At 65.1% G+C, this 16584-nt stretch carries 13 protein-coding genes and 1 tRNA gene; 7 read left to right on the top strand and 7 right to left on the bottom strand.

Annotation, left to right across the window (positions count from 1 at the left end; all coding sequences use genetic code 11):
• The first annotated feature begins 192 nt into the window (after positions 1 to 192).
• A complete protein-coding gene (gene rpoD, locus CDO44_RS21395; RefSeq protein ID WP_233146299.1) occupies positions 193 to 2583 on the top strand; it encodes an RNA polymerase sigma factor RpoD in 2391 nt (796 codons plus the stop codon).
• Between the two features lie 196 nt (positions 2584 to 2779).
• On the opposite strand, the gene CDO44_RS21390 is transcribed toward rpoD, so the two are convergent.
• The gene (locus CDO44_RS21390) at positions 2780 to 3745 is read right to left on the bottom strand and encodes a LysR family transcriptional regulator (RefSeq protein WP_087782304.1); all 966 of its coding nucleotides are present in this window, start codon (positions 3743 to 3745) and stop codon (positions 2780 to 2782) included.
• Positions 3746 to 3947: 202 nt separating this feature from the next.
• On the opposite strand from CDO44_RS21390, the gene CDO44_RS21385 reads away from it, so the two are divergent.
• Positions 3948 to 5141, top strand: a complete 1194-nt coding sequence (locus CDO44_RS21385) for an acyl-CoA dehydrogenase (RefSeq protein ID WP_087782303.1) — start codon at positions 3948 to 3950, stop codon at positions 5139 to 5141.
• A gap of 20 nt (positions 5142 to 5161) precedes the next feature.
• Here the strand turns inward: CDO44_RS21385 and prpR are convergent, their stop codons facing one another.
• Positions 5162 to 7144, bottom strand: coding sequence for a propionate catabolism operon regulatory protein PrpR (gene prpR, locus CDO44_RS21380; protein ID WP_087782302.1), 1983 nt, complete (start codon positions 7142 to 7144; stop codon positions 5162 to 5164).
• Positions 7145 to 7360: 216 nt separating this feature from the next.
• Between prpR and prpB the strand changes: the two genes are divergently transcribed.
• From prpB to CDO44_RS21365, 3 genes are all read left to right on the top strand, one after another.
• Complete coding sequence (gene prpB / locus CDO44_RS21375; protein WP_087782301.1) at positions 7361 to 8251, top strand: methylisocitrate lyase; 891 nt, start codon at positions 7361 to 7363, stop codon at positions 8249 to 8251.
• A 34-nt stretch (positions 8252 to 8285) separates the two neighbouring features.
• Entirely contained in the window at positions 8286 to 9461 is a 1176-nt protein-coding gene (prpC, locus tag CDO44_RS21370; protein WP_087782300.1) for a 2-methylcitrate synthase, read from the top strand.
• A gap of 151 nt (positions 9462 to 9612) precedes the next feature.
• On the top strand, positions 9613 to 11064 hold the full coding sequence (locus CDO44_RS21365; RefSeq protein ID WP_087782299.1) for a bifunctional 2-methylcitrate dehydratase/aconitate hydratase: 1452 nt from the start codon (positions 9613 to 9615) through the stop codon (positions 11062 to 11064).
• A 50-nt stretch (positions 11065 to 11114) separates the two neighbouring features.
• On the opposite strand, the gene CDO44_RS21360 is transcribed toward CDO44_RS21365, so the two are convergent.
• Together CDO44_RS21360 and CDO44_RS21355 are read right to left on the bottom strand one after the other, a co-directional pair.
• Entirely contained in the window at positions 11115 to 11753 is a 639-nt protein-coding gene (locus tag CDO44_RS21360; RefSeq protein WP_087782337.1) for a LysE family translocator, read from the bottom strand.
• A gap of 76 nt (positions 11754 to 11829) precedes the next feature.
• Positions 11830 to 12636 carry an AraC family transcriptional regulator gene (locus CDO44_RS21355; RefSeq protein ID WP_087782298.1) on the bottom strand — a complete coding sequence of 269 codons (807 nt, stop codon included), beginning with the start codon at positions 12634 to 12636 and terminating at the stop codon, positions 11830 to 11832.
• Between the two features lie 69 nt (positions 12637 to 12705).
• Here CDO44_RS21355 and CDO44_RS21350 point away from each other — a divergent pair.
• Both CDO44_RS21350 and CDO44_RS21345 read left to right on the top strand, forming a co-directional pair.
• Positions 12706 to 12784: transfer RNA gene (locus CDO44_RS21350), tRNA-Ile, on the top strand.
• 157 nt (positions 12785 to 12941) lie between these two features.
• Positions 12942 to 13970, top strand: coding sequence for an STAS-like domain-containing protein (locus CDO44_RS21345; RefSeq protein WP_087782297.1), 1029 nt, complete (start codon positions 12942 to 12944; stop codon positions 13968 to 13970).
• Positions 13971 to 13996: 26 nt separating this feature from the next.
• Here CDO44_RS21345 and CDO44_RS21340 read toward each other — a convergent pair whose 3' ends face one another.
• The 3 genes from CDO44_RS21340 to CDO44_RS21330 are packed head-to-tail and all read right to left on the bottom strand — an operon-like array spanning position 13997 to position 16500.
• Positions 13997 to 14698, bottom strand: a complete 702-nt coding sequence (locus tag CDO44_RS21340) for a DUF1028 domain-containing protein (RefSeq protein ID WP_158213376.1) — start codon at positions 14696 to 14698, stop codon at positions 13997 to 13999.
• Positions 14699 to 14726: 28 nt separating this feature from the next.
• Complete coding sequence (locus CDO44_RS21335) at positions 14727 to 15692, bottom strand: tripartite tricarboxylate transporter substrate binding protein (RefSeq protein ID WP_233146298.1); 966 nt, start codon at positions 15690 to 15692, stop codon at positions 14727 to 14729.
• 55 nt (positions 15693 to 15747) lie between these two features.
• Positions 15748 to 16500 carry a GntR family transcriptional regulator gene (locus CDO44_RS21330; protein WP_087782294.1) on the bottom strand — a complete coding sequence of 251 codons (753 nt, stop codon included), beginning with the start codon at positions 16498 to 16500 and terminating at the stop codon, positions 15748 to 15750.
• Between the last annotated feature and the right edge of the window lie 84 nt (positions 16501 to 16584).

Raw genomic sequence — 16584 nt, 5'->3', positions numbered from 1 at the left:
GCCGGGCGGATCGGCCTTCCCGGGGATGGCGGCCTTGCGGCGTCCCCCGGGAAGCCGTGATGAACGAGGCCGAGTGGTTCGAGCGCCGCCTGTACCCGGGCGGCGGCCGAAAACGGTGCCGTTTGGCGCCGGACAAGGGTGGGGCCGGGTGATCCGGCCGCCAGATGAAATATTAGGAGTGGTTGACCGACCATGGCGAAGACGACAGGCAAGACGCTGACTGTGAACAAATCCAAAGCCGAAGGGCAAGACAAGGCCAAGGAAAAGGCGGCGTCGAAGGCCGCGGACGCCAGTGGCGTCAAGGTAACGGTCAGGTCGGCAGGCAGGGCCCGCACCAAGGTGCTGGACGCCAAGGCCGCCGCCCAGACGGTCGACACCGATTTCGAGGCCGTGGCAGAGCCGGCCGAGAAGGCAAGGCCCGCCGCGAAGGTGGCGGCCAAGACTGCCGCCAAGACGACCAAGACCGCCAAGGCCACCAAGACGGCGGCCAAGGCGCCTACGGCCGCCGAAAAGAAGAACGCCGAGAAGAAGCTCGCCGAACTGCTGGCCAAGCCGGCGGGGCGCCGTCCTGGCCGTCCGCCCAAGGACGCCAAGCAGGCGGAGTCTTCCGGTTCCGATTTCGACGACGTGGCCGACAACGACGTCGATGCCGAACCCATTCCCGAGATCAAGATCCCCAAGGGCCGGGGCAAGCGGGGCAAGGCCGATCCCAAGGACCTCATCGCCCGCGGCCCGGTTTCGCCCGAAGAATACGAGGCGCGCCGCAACCGCCTGAAGCTGCTGATCAAGCTCGGCAAGGACCGCGGCTACCTCACCTACGGCGAGATCAACGACCACCTGCCCGACGACCTGGTCGACGCCGAAGCCATCGACGGCATCATCAGCACCTTCAACGACATGGGGATCTCGGTCTACGACCAGGCTCCCGATGCCGAAACCCTGCTGCTGAACGAGAACGCCCCGGTCGCCTCGTCCGACGACGATGCCGAGGAAGAGGCCGAAGCGGCGCTGTCCACGGTGGATTCCGATTTCGGCCGCACCACCGATCCGGTACGCATGTACATGCGCGAGATGGGTTCGGTCGAGCTGCTGACCCGCGAGGGGGAGATCGAGATCGCCAAGCGCATCGAGGATGGCCTCAAGCACATGGTGATGGCGATTTCCGCCTGCCCGACCACGATCAACGAGATCCTCGAGCACGCCGACCGCGTGCGCAGTTCCGAAATCCAGATCGACGAGATCGTCGACGGGCTGATCGATCCCAACGATGGCGAGGAATACGCCGGCTCGGGGGTCACCTCGACGTCCGACGATGACGACGACGAGGCCGACGACGCCCCGGCCGGCGGCATGAGCAGCAAGCAGGTCGAAGAGCTGCGCGTGAAGTCGCTGGAGAAGTTCGAGAACGTCAAGCGCTGGTTCGACAAGATGCGCCAGGCCTACGAGCGCGAGGGCTACAAGTCCGAGGCCTACGTCGCTGCCCAGGAGACCATCCTGGAAGAGATGATGGGCATACGCTTCACCGCCAAGATGGTCGAGCGCCTGGCCGATACGCTGCGGGCGCAGGTCGAGGAGGTTCGCAAGCTTGAGCGCGCGATCATGCAGATCTGTGTCGATCGCGCCGGCATGCCGCGTGGGCACTTCATCAAGACCTTCCCGGGCAACGAGACCAACCTGGATTGGGTCGTCGGGGAAGTCAACGCCGGCCACGAATATTCCGAGACCCTGTCGCGGCAGATTCCGGCCATCCAGGAGCTCCAGCAGAAGCTGATCGACCTGCAGGCCCGCGTGGTGCTGCCGCTCAAGGACCTGAAGGACGTCAACAAGCAGATGGCCACCGGCGAGGCCAAGGCCCGCAAGGCCAAGCGCGAGATGACCGAGGCCAACCTGCGCCTGGTGATCTCGATCGCCAAGAAGTACACGAACCGCGGCCTGCAGTTCCTGGACCTGATCCAGGAAGGCAACATCGGCCTGATGAAGGCGGTGGACAAGTTCGAATACCGTCGCGGCTACAAGTTCTCGACCTACGCCACGTGGTGGATCCGGCAGGCCATCACCCGTTCGATCGCCGATCAGGCGCGCACCATCCGCATCCCGGTGCACATGATCGAGACGATCAACAAGATGAACCGGATCAGCCGCCAGATCCTGCAGGAAACGGGTGCCGAGCCCGATCCCGCCACCCTGGCGCAGAAGATGGACATGCCGGAGGACAAGATCCGGAAGATCCTGAAGATCGCCAAGGAGCCGATCTCGATGGAGACGCCCATCGGCGACGACGACGATTCGCACCTGGGCGACTTCATCGAGGACACCGCCACGCTGGCGCCTTCGGATGCGGCCTTGCACGGTTCGATGCGCAACGTCGTGAAGGAAGTGCTGGATTCGCTGACGCCGCGCGAGGCCAAGGTGCTGCGCATGCGCTTCGGTATCGAGATGAGCACCGACCAGACGCTGGAAGAAGTGGGCAAGCAGTTCGACGTGACGCGCGAGCGCATCCGCCAAATAGAAGCCAAGGCGCTGCGCAAGCTGCGCCACCCCAGCCGGGCCGACAAGCTCAAGAGCTTCCTCGAAGGGCAGTAGGCAAGCCCACCCTACGCCATGATGTTTCAACCCCCTGTGCCGTGAGGCCAGGGGGTTTTGTTTTTGTGGCGTCATCTCCCGGGTCTAGGCAGGGAAGGCAAGGCGGTGCGGGGCCGGTAGTGAAAACGGGGATGGTCGCGCGGCCCGGCGGGACGGCGCCCGCCGGACTGCCCCTCGTCTACCTCGTCAGTGCGGCCTAGACCCGCGTTGCGGCGCTCGTTCGCCGACGAGTGGCGGAGGGCGGCGTCTCGCTTTCCAGCCCATGTTGTGCCCGGTAGCCGGCCGCCTGTCCGGCCAGCCACTGCGCGAACAGGTGCAGTGGCTCGTGGTCCGCTTTCCATTCCGGCAGGACCAGGTAATAGTTCTTGTCCCGCACCGATTCCCGCTCGCAGGCGATGATCAGCCGGCCCGACTCGAGTTCCTGTTCCGCAAGCAGTCGCGGCACGAGGGCGATGCCCTGGCCGTGCACGGCGGCTTCCACCAGCATGGAGAACAGTTCGTACCGGGGGCCGCCGAGGTCGTGGGGGTGGCTGACGTTCTGCGCCGCGAACCATTGGCGCCAGGCATAGGGGCGGGTGCTCTGTTGCAGGAGCCGGTAGGCGGAGAACTGCTCGGGCATGATGCGCTTGCGCACGCCCAGCAGTCTGGGGGAGCACACGGGGACCAGTTTCTCGGGCATCAGGAAGACCGCCTCCGTGCCCGGCCACGGGCCGTCGCCCGCGTAGATGGCGGCGTCGAAGGGAGTGCCCTCGAACAGGAAGGGGCGGCTCTGGGGGGTGATGTTGAGCACGATGTTGGGAGCGTGGCGTTCGAAATCGCCCAGGCGCGGCAAGAGCCAGCGGGTGGCGAAGGTGGGCACGGACGCCAGTTCCAGCACGCCGCCTTCGCCGCGCCGGGCCATGAGATCCAGAGTGTCGCGTTCGACCTCGTCCAGCCGGCGCGCGACCACCTCGCCGTAGGTCTGGCCGGCCTGGGTCAGCGCAACGCCCCGGCGCGTGCGGCGGAAAAGCTTCAGGCCCAGGAAGGATTCGAGGCCGGCGATCTGGCGGCAGACGGCGCTCTGGGTCAGCGCCAGTTCGGCTGCCGCCTTGGTGAAGCTCTGATGGCGCGCGGCTGCTTCGAAAGCGGCGAGCGCGGCGGTGCTGGGAAGTTTGCGGCGCATCGTCTGCCCCGGGAAATGTGCTCAGGCCCTACTTTACCAAGTGCGTGGAACGCACAGATAAGTGAAAAGAACTCGTTTGGCGCCAAAGGCGAATGCGTATATCGTGCAGGGAATACGCCGGGAGGAGGCCGGGTAGCGGCATGAAATGCCATCCGATCCGGACTCCGCCTGTTCTGACAACCATCCGCGAGACATGAATCTTATGCACAAGCCCGCACAATTCAACTGGGCCGATCCCCTGTTGCTCGACCAGCAATTGACCGACGACGAGCGCATGGTCAGGGAAGCCGCCGCGGCGTACTGCCAGGACAAGCTGATGCCGCGCGTGCTGGAATCGTTCCGCAACGAACGTACCGACGCCGCGATCTTCCGCGAAATGGGCGAGCTGGGCCTGCTGGGACCGACCATTCCCGAGCAATACGGCGGCCCTGGCCTGAACTACGTCAGCTACGGCCTGATCGCGCGCGAGGTGGAACGCGTGGATTCCGGCTATCGCTCGATGATGAGCGTGCAGTCCTCGCTGGTCATGGTTCCCATCCATGAATTCGGCACCGAGGCGCAAAAGCAGAAATACCTGCCCAAGCTCGCCACCGGCGAGCTGATCGGCTGCTTCGGCCTGACCGAGCCCAACCACGGCTCGGACCCCGGTTCCATGGTTACCCGCGCCACCAAGGTGGACGGCGGCTATCGCCTGACCGGCGCCAAGATGTGGATCACCAATTCCCCCATCGCCGACGTGTTCGTGGTCTGGGCCAAGCTCAAGGACGAGGACGGCAAGGACAACATCCGCGGCTTCATCCTGGAGAAGGGCTGGAAGGGGCTGTCGGCGCCGGCCATCCATGGCAAGGTCGGCCTGCGCACGTCCATCACCGGCGAGATCGTCATGGACGAGGTCTTTGTGCCGGAAGAGAACTACATGCCCAACGTGGCCGGCCTGAAGGGGCCGTTCACCTGCCTGAACTCCGCCCGCTACGGCATCGCCTGGGGTGCGCTGGGGGCCGCCGAGTACTGCTGGCACACCGCCCGCCAGTACGTGCTGGACCGCAAGCAGTTCGGCCGTCCGCTGGCCGCCAACCAACTGGTGCAGAAGAAACTGGCCGACATGCAGACCGAGATCGCGCTGGGCCTGCAAGGCTGCCTGCGCCTCGGGCGGATGAAGGACGAAGGCACGGCCGCGGTGGAGATCACCTCCATCATGAAGCGCAACTCCTGCGGCAAGTCGCTGGACATCGCCCGCGTCGCGCGCGACATGCTGGGCGGCAACGGCATTTCCGACGAGTTCGGCGTGATCCGCCACGTGGTCAACCTCGAGGTGGTCAATACCTACGAAGGCACGCACGACATTCACGCGCTGATCCTGGGGCGCGCGCAGACCGGCATCCAAGCCTTCTGCTGAGCGTGGCGGGCGGGGCGACGCTAGGCGGAGCCTGTCCGTCCTCCCCTGCCGTCCTTGAGCTTGCGCCACAGTGTGGCGGGGCTGATACCCAGTATCCGGCATGCCGCGGCCCGATCGCCGCCGCATGCCTCAAGCACGCGGCGGGCATGGGCGGCCTGGCTGGCCCGGGCCACCTCGTCGAGCGAAACCAGGGGCGGAGCGTCCGGTGACCCGGACGGCGCATCGCCGTCCGTCGCGCCGTAGAGCTCCGGCACCGTTATCTCCAGTTCCAGCTCCAATTCCCTGCGGTTGATCTTGCGCCCGGCGTGTGAAACGGCCACGCGCTCGAGCACGTTCTCCATTTCGCGCAGATTGCCCGGCCAGGCGTAACTGGCGCACAGCGCCTTGACGAAGGCGGGCAGGCGCACGGGCCGCGCGATGCCCAGCCGCCGCTGGGCCCGGGCATAGAGCACTTCCGCCAGTTCTTCGACGTCGCCGTCCCGCTCGCGCAGGGGCGGCATGGCGATGCGCAGGATGTTGATCCGGTAGAACAGGTCGCGGCGAAACTCGCCGCTGCGCACCATCGCGTGGAGATCGCGGTGGGTCGCGGCGATGACCCGCACGTTGACGGCCACCGGTTCCAGGGCGCCCACGGGCAGCACTTGCCTTTCCTGCAGCACGCGCAGCAGGCGCACCTGCAGCGCCAGCGGCATGTCGCCGATCTCATCCAGGAAAATCGTGCCATTGTGCGCGGCTTCGAACAGGCCGGTCTTGCCGCCCTTGCGCGCGCCGCTGAAGGCGCCTTCCTCGTAGCCGAACAGTTCGCTTTCCAGCAGCGGTTCGGGGAAGGCGGCGCAGTTGATGGCGACGAAAGGGAAGTCGCGCCGCGGGCTGGCGCGGTGCATGCCCTGCGCCAGGACCTCCTTGCCGGTCCCGCTTTCGCCCTCGATCAGCACCGTCGAGCTGACTTCGGCGTAGAGCCGGGCCAGTTCGCGTACGCGCTGGATGGCGGCCGAACCGCCCAGCAGGTCTTCCAGCCCGTAGCGCGTGCCGGCCGGGCGCGCGGTGGCGCCCGTGCGCAGATTGCGGTCCACGCGCTGGATGGCCTTGGCGTCCTGCGCCGTCACGACCGCGCCCAGCAGTTCGCCGCCGCTCTGGATCGGGATGCGATTCAGGATCAGAACCTTGTCGTTGACCTTCTGGATGGTCTCCAGCTCTTTCTGGCCATGGCGCAGCGGACCGTCGAGCGAGATCGCCGGCGCTTCCTCTTCCAGCGGTCGTCCGATGACCTGATCGCGCCGCAGGCCCAGCAGACGCTCCATGGGTGGGTTCAGCGACTGGATGCGGCCTTCGGCGTCGACCGCCGCCACGCCTTCGTTCAGATGGGAGAGCACCGTGTTCAGGTATTCGCGCCGGCGCTGCTCGATGCGCGCCAGCCGGGCTGCCTCGATGGCGTCTTCCAGCGCGACGCGTATCGAGTTGCTGGAATAAAGGAAGACGCCCGCCAGGCCCTGCTGCTCGGCCAGGTCCGATACGAGTCCCGGCCCGACGATCACCTCCATGCCGGCGCGCTTGAGCGCCTTGACCTGCATGGCGGCGTCCTCGGTCGTGACGTAGCTGTGGCTGGGGAAATCCAGCCCGAAGGCCTGCTTGAAGGCCTCGGTCTCGGGAAAGGTGGAAGCGTGCGTGACCAGGGCCAGGCGGTTCGACAACTGCTTGGCCGTGGTGAGCGCGTGCATGACGTCGAATCCGGTGACCTTGATCAGGATGACCGGCACGTCGACGTGCTGCCGCAGGTAGGCGCCGTTCGAACCGCCCGCCACTACTGCGTCGACCAAGCCCTGCCTGGCCGCCTCGTTGATGGAACGGGCTGCGGTCTCGAAGCCTTCGTCGACGATGCGGAAATCGGCCTGGCCGGCGTAGGCGGGGGTGAGCTCGGCGAAGGCGCGCGATACCCGGCTGATGCCCATGGCCCAGATCGTGGGGCGTGCGGTGCGCAAGGGAAGGGAGGTGGCCAGTGCCATGCGGTCGTCCGCAATCTATATCAAAGATGATTATAGAGGTTTCAAAAATGAAATAAAGCTGCCTCGAAACGGAGCCATGGAAGCAGGACCGCATGGCGGCGAAGACGGCCGCCCGGCCTTGCGCGGCGCCGGTTGGCGGCTGGTCGGACGGCATCCGGGCGAGGCATGGCACGGTCTTTGCAGTAAGCTGGCATTTCCGTCGACCGAGTTATCGCCATGACACATTCCAGGCAAGCCTCGCCGGGCGCCCGTTTCCGCCAGGCGCTGCAAGACGAGCATCCTCTGCAGATCATCGGCACGATCAACGCCAACCACGCGCTGCTGGCCAAGCGCGCGGGCTTTCGCGCCATCTACGTGTCGGGTGGCGGCGTGGCAGCCGGATCGCTGGGCATGCCCGACCTCGGCATCAATACGCTGGAGGACGTGCTGATCGACGTACGCCGCATTACCGACGTGTGCGACCTGCCGCTGATGGTGGACATCGACACCGGGTTCGGTCCGTCGGCCTTCAACATTGCCCGGACCGTCAAGAGCCTGATCAAGGCCGGCGCGGCCGCTTGCCACATCGAGGACCAGGTCGGCGCCAAGCGCTGCGGCCATCGTCCCGGCAAGGAAATCGTCTCGGCGGCGGAAATGGTGGATCGCGTGAAGGCGGCGGCCGATGCCAAGACCGATCCGGATTTCTTCCTGGTCGCCCGCACCGATGCCATCGCCGTCGAAGGGCTGGACGCCGCCATCGAGCGCGCGCAGGCCTGCGTGGAAGCCGGCGCCGACGGCATCTTCGCCGAGGCGGCCTACGACCTGCCCACGTATCGCAAGTTCGCCGAAGCGGTGAAGGTGCCGGTGCTGGCCAATATCACCGAGTTCGGCCAGACGCCCCTGTTCACGGTCGAAGAGCTGCGCAGCGCCGACGTTTCCATGGTGCTGTATCCCCTGTCCGCCTTCCGCGCCATGAACAAGGCCGCCGAAACGGTCTATACCGCCATCCGCCGCGACGGGCACCAGAAGAACGTGATCGACATGATGCAGACGCGCGAGGAGCTGTACGATCGCATTGGCTATCACGCGTTCGAGCAGAGCCTCGATACTTTGTTCAAGAAGAGGTAGGCCCCCTACCATGCCAAATGGAGCGAGCGAGACGATGAGCGCAACAGTATCCAATCAAAAAGACCAGCCGGCCGCGGGGCCGAAGCCGAAGAAGTCGGTGGCGCTGTCGGGCGTGATGGCGGGCAATACCGCCTTGTGCACGGTGGGCCGTAGCGGCAACGACCTGCACTATCGCGGCTATGACATCCTGGACATCGCCGACGAGTGCGAGTTCGAGGAGATCGCCTATCTGCTGGTGCACGGCAAGCTGCCCAACCGCAACGAGCTGGCGGCCTACAAGGCCAAGCTGAAGGCGCTGCGCGGGCTGCCGGCGAACGTGAAGGCGGCGCTGGAATGGCTGCCCGCGGCCAGCCATCCCATGGACGTGATGCGCACCGGCGTGTCGGCCCTGGGCTGCGTGCTGCCCGAGAAGGACGACCACAACCTGCCCGGCGCGCGCGACATCGCCGACCGGCTCATGGCCTCGCTGGGCTCCATGCTGCTGTACTGGTACCACTACAGCCATCGCGGCGAGCGCATCGACGTCGACACCGACGACGACAGCATCGGCGGCCACTTCCTGCACCTGCTGCACGGCAAGCCGGCGCCGGCGTCGTGGGTGCGCGCCATGCACACTTCGCTGAACCTGTACGCCGAGCACGAGTTCAACGCCTCCACCTTCACGGCCCGGGTCATCGCCGGCACGGGCTCCGACATGTATTCGGCCCTGACCGGCGCGATCGGCGCGCTGCGGGGCCCCAAGCACGGCGGAGCGAACGAGGTCGCCTTCGAGGTCCAGAGCCGCTACGAAACGCCGGACGAAGCCGAGGCCGACATCCGCCGCCGCGTCGAGAACAAGGAAGTGGTGATCGGCTTCGGGCATCCCGTCTACACCGTCTCCGATCCGCGCAACCAGGTGATCAAGGAAGTGGCGCGGCGCCTGTCCAAGGAGTCGGGCAACACCCGCCTCTTCGAGATCGCCGAGCGTCTCGAGACCGTGATGTGGAATGCCAAGAAAATGTTCCCCAACCTCGATTGGTTCAGCGCCGTCAGCTACCACGAGATGGGCGTCCCCACCGCCATGTTCACTCCGCTGTTCGTGATCGCCCGTACCGCCGGCTGGTCGGCCCACATCATCGAACAGCGCATCGACAACAAGATCATCCGCCCCAGCGCCAACTACACCGGCCCCGAAGACCGCAAGTTCGTGCCGCTGGCCAAGCGCAAGTAAAGATCGTCCGCTTTTGCAACGACATCCGTATTCTTCAACCAACTAAACCCGCACCGCGCAAGCCGCCCCCCCAGGGCACAGCGGATCCGGCTCCGCCGGTCCGTCAGTGCCGCCCCCTGGGGGGCGCGCGAAGCGCGTAGGGGGGAGCCCCATGTCTTCTGCCGTTTCCGCCGTCCGTCCCAAACCCGACCAGGTCCTGGTCGACATCGTCGACTACGTCCTGAAGAAGCGCATCACCAGCAAGCTGGCCTACGAAACCGCGCGCAACTGCCTGATCGATACCCTGGGCTGCGGCCTGGAGGCGCTGGAGTATCCGGCCTGCACCAAGCTGCTCGGACCCATCGTCCCCGGTACCGTCGTGCCCAACGGCGCCAAGGTGCCCGGCACCCAGTTCCAGCTCGATCCCGTGCAGGCCGCGTTCAACATCGGCGCCATGATCCGCTGGCTGGACTTCAACGACACATGGCTGGCCGCCGAATGGGGCCATCCTTCGGACAACCTGGGCGGCATCCTGGCCACGGCCGACTGGCTGTCGCGCCAGGCCGTGGCGGCGGGCAAGAAACCGCTGACCATGCGCGACGTGCTGACCGCCATGATCAAGGCCCACGAGATCCAGGGCTGCATCGCGCTGGAGAACTCGTTCAACCGCGTGGGCCTGGACCACGTGGTGCTGGTGAAGGTGGCTTCCACCGCGGTGGTGGGCCAGATGCTGGGCCTGACCCGCGATGAACTGATCAACGCCGTGTCGCTGGCCTGGGTCGACGGCCAGAGCCTGCGCACCTATCGCCACGCGCCCAACACCGGCTCGAGGAAGAGCTGGGCGGCGGGCGACGCCACCAGCCGCGCCGTGCGCCTGGCCCTGATCGCCCGTACCGGGGAAATGGGCTATCCCTCGGTGCTGACCGCCAAGACCTGGGGCTTCTACGACGTGCTGTTCAAGGGCCAGCCCTTCAAGTTCCAGCGGCCCTACGGCAGCTACGTGATGGAGAACGTGCTGTTCAAGATCTCGTACCCGGCCGAGTTCCACTCGCAGACCGCGGTGGAATGCGCCATGGAGATCCACAAGCAGCTGCAGAAGCAGGGCCGCAGCGCGGACGACATCAAGAAGATCACCATCCGCACCCACGAGGCCTGCATCCGCATCATCGACAAGAAGGGCCCGCTGGACAACCCCGCCGACCGCGACCACTGCATCCAGTACATGGTGGCCGTGCCCATCCTGTTCGGCCGCCTGACCGCCGCCGACTACGAGGACGAGGTGGCGAAGGACCCGCGCATCGACCAGCTGCGCGACAAGATCGTCTGCGTCGAGGATCCGGCCTTCACCAAGGACTACCACGACCCCGAGAAGCGCTCCATCGCCAACGCGCTGACGGTGGAATTCAAGGACGGCAAGAAGCTCAAGGAAATCGTCTGCGAATATCCCATCGGCCACAAGCGCCGCCGCAAGGACGGCATCCCGCTGCTCGAGGCCAAGTTCCGGACCAACCTGGCGCGGCGCTTCCCGGGCAAGCAGCAGCAGGCCATCCTGGACGTGTCGCTGGACCAGCAGGCGCTGGAGGCCATGCCGGTGCATGAATATGTGGATCTCTACGTGATCTGACGATGCCGATGGCGCGGCGGCACGCCGGATGCCTGGCCCGTGCCGCCGCATCACTCCAGAGCCAGGGCGCCCAGCATCGCCAGGGCGACCAGCGCCAGCACCGCGCCCGAGGCGCGTTCCAGCCAGGGCAAGGCGCGCGAGAATCGCTTGAGGATTCGCCCGTTGCCGATCGTCGCTGCTACCAGCAGGTCCCACAGCAGGACGACGCAAGTCATCCACGCTCCGTAGAACGTCTTCCAGGCCGCCGTGGCGCCGGGCCCCGCCAGCATTGACGCCAGGCTGGCATAGAAGAGCGCATTCTTGGGGTTCAGGATCGCCACCAGCAAACCCATGGCCGCTGCCCGGCCCAGCGACGCGGTTTGCGCCGACGCCGCAAGACGAGGCGGCTCATCCGGCGGCCCGAGCGTGGTCCTGCCTGCATGGCGGATGAACAAGTAGCCGAGGTAGAGCAGATATAGGCTGCCCAGCACCTGCAAGGCGATGAAGGCCGCGCTGTGCGGCCGCAGCGCCGAGACGCCCGCGAACGCAGCCACGATGAATGCGCAATGGGCCAGCGCGATACCGGCGCAGGCGCCGCACGCGATCCGCCATCCCAACGCCAGCGACGTGCGGGCAATCAGGAAAAAGTCGGGGCCGGGAGACAGCAGCGCCAGGAAGTGCGCGGCCGCGATCATCAGGAATTGCTGCATGCGCCAGGATCGGTTTGCGGAGAACAGGCCCGCAAGCATGCCGGCGCCGCCGCGGCGGGTATTGAAGAAAATTGCGCTAGCGGCGATAGCTGCCCGGCGTGACGCCGACGTGCCCCTTGAACACGCGCTGGAAATGGCTCTGGTCCGCGAAGCCGAGGCCATAGGCGACTTCGGCCAGGGGCTGGCCTGCCCGCAGCCGTTCGCGGGCCTGGCTGACGCGCTGGTCGAGCTGCCAGGCATGCGGCGTCAACCCGGTTTCCGCGCGGAAAGCGCGGATCAGCTGATAGCGGCTCATGCCTGCCAGCGCCGCCAGTTCGGACAAAGAACGCGGAGGCATGTCCGCACTCTGCAGCGCGTCCAGCACCGGCGCCAGTCGGTCGCGCCGGCCGCGGGCCGAGACGAGGGGAATTCGGTGGCCGGCCTGGGCATCGCACTCGGCCACGAATTCGATCAACGCGATTTCTTTTTCGTGCGGGCCGGCATCCGAGAACAGCAGTCCGTTGAGCCGGCAAAACCCGGCGTAGAAGGCCGGTTCACGGCTCATCCAGACGGGCTCGTCGGCATGCGCGGCATAAAGGCCATTCTCTCGCCGGATCGACTCGTACCACTGCACATCCAGGTGCAGCATCTGGTAGCTCCACTCCCGGTCCGGTTCGGGATTGCACGCATGGACGCGCTGCGGCGGCACGAAAACCAGGGTACCGGGACGTAGCCCTACCGGACCGCCCGAGGCACCCGTGAACACGCTGGCGCCTTCGTCCACGGCGCCGATGGAGAAGGTTGGGTGGCTATGAGGCCGGTAGCAGGCACGGCTGTGGCAGGCGCGTCTGCTCTCGGCATACGGCAGAGCCGGGTCGCGCCAGAACTGGGTGGTGTCGTCCATGGCGGGATTGTAGGGCGATCGGGCGTTCCAGCGTCTCCGGGGGGCAAGTCGGTGTAGAATTGCGCCCTCGGGCCTCTAGCTCATGCCTGGTTAGAGCAGCGGACTCATAATCCGTTGGTGCTGGGTTCGACTCCCAGGGGGCCCACCAAGTACTTATCTGAATTAGTCCGCGACTGTTCATCGTGAAACCCGCACCGTTCCTGGCGCTGCGGGTTTTCTTTTGCGCGACAGGATGAGGGCTGTAGGTTTACAATGTTAGCCTTTTTGGTTTACAATGTTGGTGTTGGTGGTTTACAAAGTGCGCCATGGCCAAATCGTCGAAATTTGATGAACTAGTCAGAACGGTCACCCGGGATGTCGTTGAACATCCCCGTGACTTAACGCGGTACTACGCTGATAAATACAGCGTTTCTCGTGTTGCGGCCAATAAATACATCCAGCGCCTGGAGGCAGAGGGATGGATTGCACGCAGCGGCCCGTCTACTCATCCTGTTTTTAGCCCTGGCTATAAACGCCGGGTGGCGCATCTTTATCCCTTGGCAGGGCTTGAAGAACACTCCATTTGGGAAAGCGCTTTCAAGCCGTACTTCTCGCTCCCAAACAATATTCAACGCATTGCGGTGCATGGCTTTACAGAAATGGTCAACAACGCAATCGATCATTCCGGCGGTGAGTCGGTCTTCGTTTGGGTTAGCCAAGACGAAAAAACGTTGAGCATTGTCGTTTCCGATGATGGAGTGGGGATTTTTGCCAAAATTACAAACTCGCTTGGACTCGCCGACATGCGGCAAGCCTTGTTCGAGTTATCGAAGGGAAAACTGACAACCGATCCATCAAGGCATACTGGGGAAGGAGTTTTCTTTACTTCTAGGATGTTCGATCAATTTGAGATCATTGCCAATGGGTTGACATTCAATCATGAGGACGGCTCCCCCGACGACTGGTTGAGAGAGGAGGAAAGCTTGTTTGATGAGGGCACGACGGTTTTCATGAGAATTGGATTGGCAAGTCAGCGTACTGCTGCCGAAGTCTACGAGCAGTTCACCGATGCGCCTGAAGACTATGATTTTTCGAAAACCGTCGTTCCCATGAAGCTTGCCAAATACGGCGGCGAACAATTGGTATCCCGGTCTCAGGCCAAACGGTTGATCGCACGGTTCGATCGTTTCAAGAAGGTCATTCTGGATTTCTCGGAGGTGCAGGAAATCGGCCAAGCCTTTGCTGATGAGCTATTCCGTGTATATGGAAGCGCGCATCCGGAAGTTGAGTTGATTCCACGGAACATGACCAGCCAGGTCGAGAAGATGTGGTTGCGTGCAGTAGCTCCACGGTAGATGCTTCCGCTCAGCCCCGAGTTTGGCTACCTCGGCCCTCCCTGCACCCCCGTCGCTTTCCTCCAGTCATCATCCCGCGGCATGCTGGGATTCGCCGGCCGCTGGTCGTAATACGGAATCAGCGGCATATACAACTGGTACAAGCGGCGCAGCTCCCCGATGGGCTCATCGTGCTCATCCACCCGCAAATCCACCCACGCGTACGATTTCCTGTTGTGCACCAGCAGCGCGGCGGAGTGCTGGCCGGCCACTTGGCCGCCGGCATCGCGCGCCGCTTCCAGCACGCACACCAGCCGGTCGGCCAGCTCCAGGTCGCCGTGTCGTTCGAAGGCTTCGGACATGGCGGTGAGCGTGCGTTCGCTGGTCAGGCGGTTGCCCAGCACGGCATAGTCTTGTTTGGCGACGTGACCCTTCCAGTCCTCGTTGTCCTTGCCGGTCACGGCGGCGGTCCGGCCGTCCTTGTCGATGACGGCGATCTGCCGCCAGGCGATGTTGTCTTCCCCGTCGCTTTCGATGATGTCGTTCAGCACCTTCCGGGCGGAATAGCCCTGTTCCAGGAGCGACAGGCCCAGCGGCCCAAGGCGGGGATCGCCGTTGGCCTGCACGACGAGCCCGCCGATGCCGGGTCGCAGGAACGGGCACTTGGCACCGATGGCCATGGGGCGCGTGGCGATGGCGATGCCGAACATGCCCGTGCGCGGGCAGCGGGCGATCACGGAAAACGTCATGAGTACCTCCTTGGGGAGCGTATGGTGGCTAGTCGACCTTGACGTTGGCCGCCTTGATGATGGCGGCCCACTTGGGGATTTCGGCGCGCAGGTGGGCATCGAACTGCTCCGGTCCCGTGCCGATGATCTCCGCGCCGAAGCCGTCCATGCGTGTCTTGATGTCGGGCGAGGCGAGGGCCGCGGCGATGTCCTTGTGCAAGCGGGCGACGACAGGCTGGGGCGTGCCGGCCGGCGCGAAGATGCCGAACCAGACGGCGACGTCGTAGCCGGGCAGCCCGGCTTCGGCCACGGTGGGCAGGTCGGGCAGGGAAGCCGATCGCTTGCTGCCCGCCACCGCCAGCGCGCGCAGGCGGCCGGCCTGGATGTGGGGCAGCAGGGCGGGAGGGTTCTCGAAGGCCATCTGCACCTGGCCGGACAGGAGATCATTCAGCGCGGGCCCGGTGCCCTTGTAGGGCACGTGCACGATGTCGACGCGGGCCAGGTATTTGAACAGTTCGCCGAACAGATGCTGCGAAGAACCGTTGCCCGTGGAGGAAAAGTTCAACTGGCGGGGATGGGCCTTGGCGTAGTCGATCAGTTCGGGTACCGACCGGATCGGCAGCGAAGGGTGCACCACCAGGATGTTGGGGACCACGGCGGCCAGTGTGATGGGCGTGAAGTCGCGCATCGGGTCGTAAGGCAGGCGGGGGTAGAGGCCCGGCGCGATGGAATGAGTGGGCGAGCTTCCCATCACCAGCGTATATCCGTCGGCGGGCGCCTTCGCCACGAAGTCGGAGCCGATGGTGCCGGCCGCGCCCGGACGGTTTTCCACGACGACCGGCTGGCCCAGCGATTCGCTCAGTTTCTGCGCCAGCGCGCGGCAGAAGATATCGTTCGCGCCGCCGGGCGCCCAGGGGCTGACCAGCTTGACCGGGCGGACCGGGTAGTCCTGCGCGACCGCCTGGCCGCTTCCCACCGCCACCCCGAGCAGCAGGCAGCTGGACCACTTCGACAACCTATCGTTTCGTCCGGTCGAGCGCATGGCGAATCCTTTGAGAGACGACGAGGAATCAGTTGCCGGCCCCCGCCTTGGGATAAAGGGTGGCCGCGTATCGGTAGCGTTCGGGGTGATAGACCGCATCGACGATCTCTACCGGTCGGCTTTGCGCGTCGTAGTAGATGCGGATGGCCCGCAGCACAGGCGTGCCCTTGGCAATGTCCAGGCGGGCGGCGATTTCGGCAGTGGCCGCCATGGGCTCGACGAGCTGGTCGGCATGGTCGATGCGGACATTCAAATGCGTCTGGAGATACTTGATCGGTGGCAACGGGCCGGCTACCTCGGCGGCCCCGATCCCGCCGGCGATGTGATCGGCGAAATAGAAATGCGCGTAGTCCAGCGGTTCGTTGGGGGCGACGTGGTTGACCGCGCGCACGCATTTCCATTTCTGCGTCCCCAGGCCGAACAGCTCGCGCAGCTTGGCCGGCAGGATCGTCAGGGCTTCGTCGACGACGATTACCTGGTTGCGCGGCAGGACCTCGTCGATCACGCCTATCAAGGTCACGGCCTTGGTGGCCCGGCGCGGATCGTTGACGAAAGTGCCGACGCCGCGGCGGCGGACGATCAGATGGCGGTCGAGCAGTTCTTCGACTGCCTTGCGGACGGTGATGCGGCTCACGCCGAACTCGCGGCACAGGCTGTCTTCCGGAGGCAGGGCGTCGCCCGGGGCGAGCTGCCCGCTGGTAATGCGCTGGATGAGATGGTCCGCCACCTGGCGGTAGAGTGGGGCGGCGCCTTCGGTGAGGAGCGGATTGGGAATGCTCATGCAAGTAGCATACCGTTATGATGTCAGCCCATCATGACAGCATGACGTCATGATGTCAATGCGGTCATGATATCGCTGGCGCGA

Source organism: Pigmentiphaga sp. NML080357, assembly GCF_002188465.1.
Taxonomy (GTDB): Bacteria; Pseudomonadota; Gammaproteobacteria; order Burkholderiales; family Burkholderiaceae_B; genus Pigmentiphaga.
Note: the sequence above shows the minus strand (reverse complement) of the source record. Positions and strands in the feature narration are given on the sequence as shown.

Excerpts from the sequence above, each read along its gene's own strand:
- CDO44_RS21360 (WP_087782337.1), bottom strand. The coding sequence starts at position 11,753 with ATGCAGCAATTCCTGATGATCGCGGCCGCGCACTTCCTGGCGCTGCTG.
- CDO44_RS21385 (WP_087782303.1), top strand. The coding sequence starts at position 3,948 with ATGCACAAGCCCGCACAATTCAACTGGGCCGATCCCCTGTTGCTCGAC.
- prpC (WP_087782300.1), top strand. The coding sequence starts at position 8,286 with ATGAGCGCAACAGTATCCAATCAAAAAGACCAGCCGGCCGCGGGGCCG.
- rpoD (WP_233146299.1), top strand. The coding sequence starts at position 193 with ATGGCGAAGACGACAGGCAAGACGCTGACTGTGAACAAATCCAAAGCC.
- CDO44_RS21390 (WP_087782304.1), bottom strand. The coding sequence starts at position 3,745 with ATGCGCCGCAAACTTCCCAGCACCGCCGCGCTCGCCGCTTTCGAAGCA.
- CDO44_RS21330 (WP_087782294.1), bottom strand. The coding sequence starts at position 16,500 with ATGAGCATTCCCAATCCGCTCCTCACCGAAGGCGCCGCCCCACTCTAC.
- CDO44_RS21355 (WP_087782298.1), bottom strand. The coding sequence starts at position 12,636 with ATGGACGACACCACCCAGTTCTGGCGCGACCCGGCTCTGCCGTATGCC.
- CDO44_RS21340 (WP_158213376.1), bottom strand. The coding sequence starts at position 14,698 with ATGACGTTTTCCGTGATCGCCCGCTGCCCGCGCACGGGCATGTTCGGC.
- CDO44_RS21365 (WP_087782299.1), top strand. The coding sequence starts at position 9,613 with ATGTCTTCTGCCGTTTCCGCCGTCCGTCCCAAACCCGACCAGGTCCTG.
- CDO44_RS21345 (WP_087782297.1), top strand. The coding sequence starts at position 12,942 with ATGGCCAAATCGTCGAAATTTGATGAACTAGTCAGAACGGTCACCCGG.
- prpR (WP_087782302.1), bottom strand. The coding sequence starts at position 7,144 with ATGGCACTGGCCACCTCCCTTCCCTTGCGCACCGCACGCCCCACGATC.
- prpB (WP_087782301.1), top strand. The coding sequence starts at position 7,361 with ATGACACATTCCAGGCAAGCCTCGCCGGGCGCCCGTTTCCGCCAGGCG.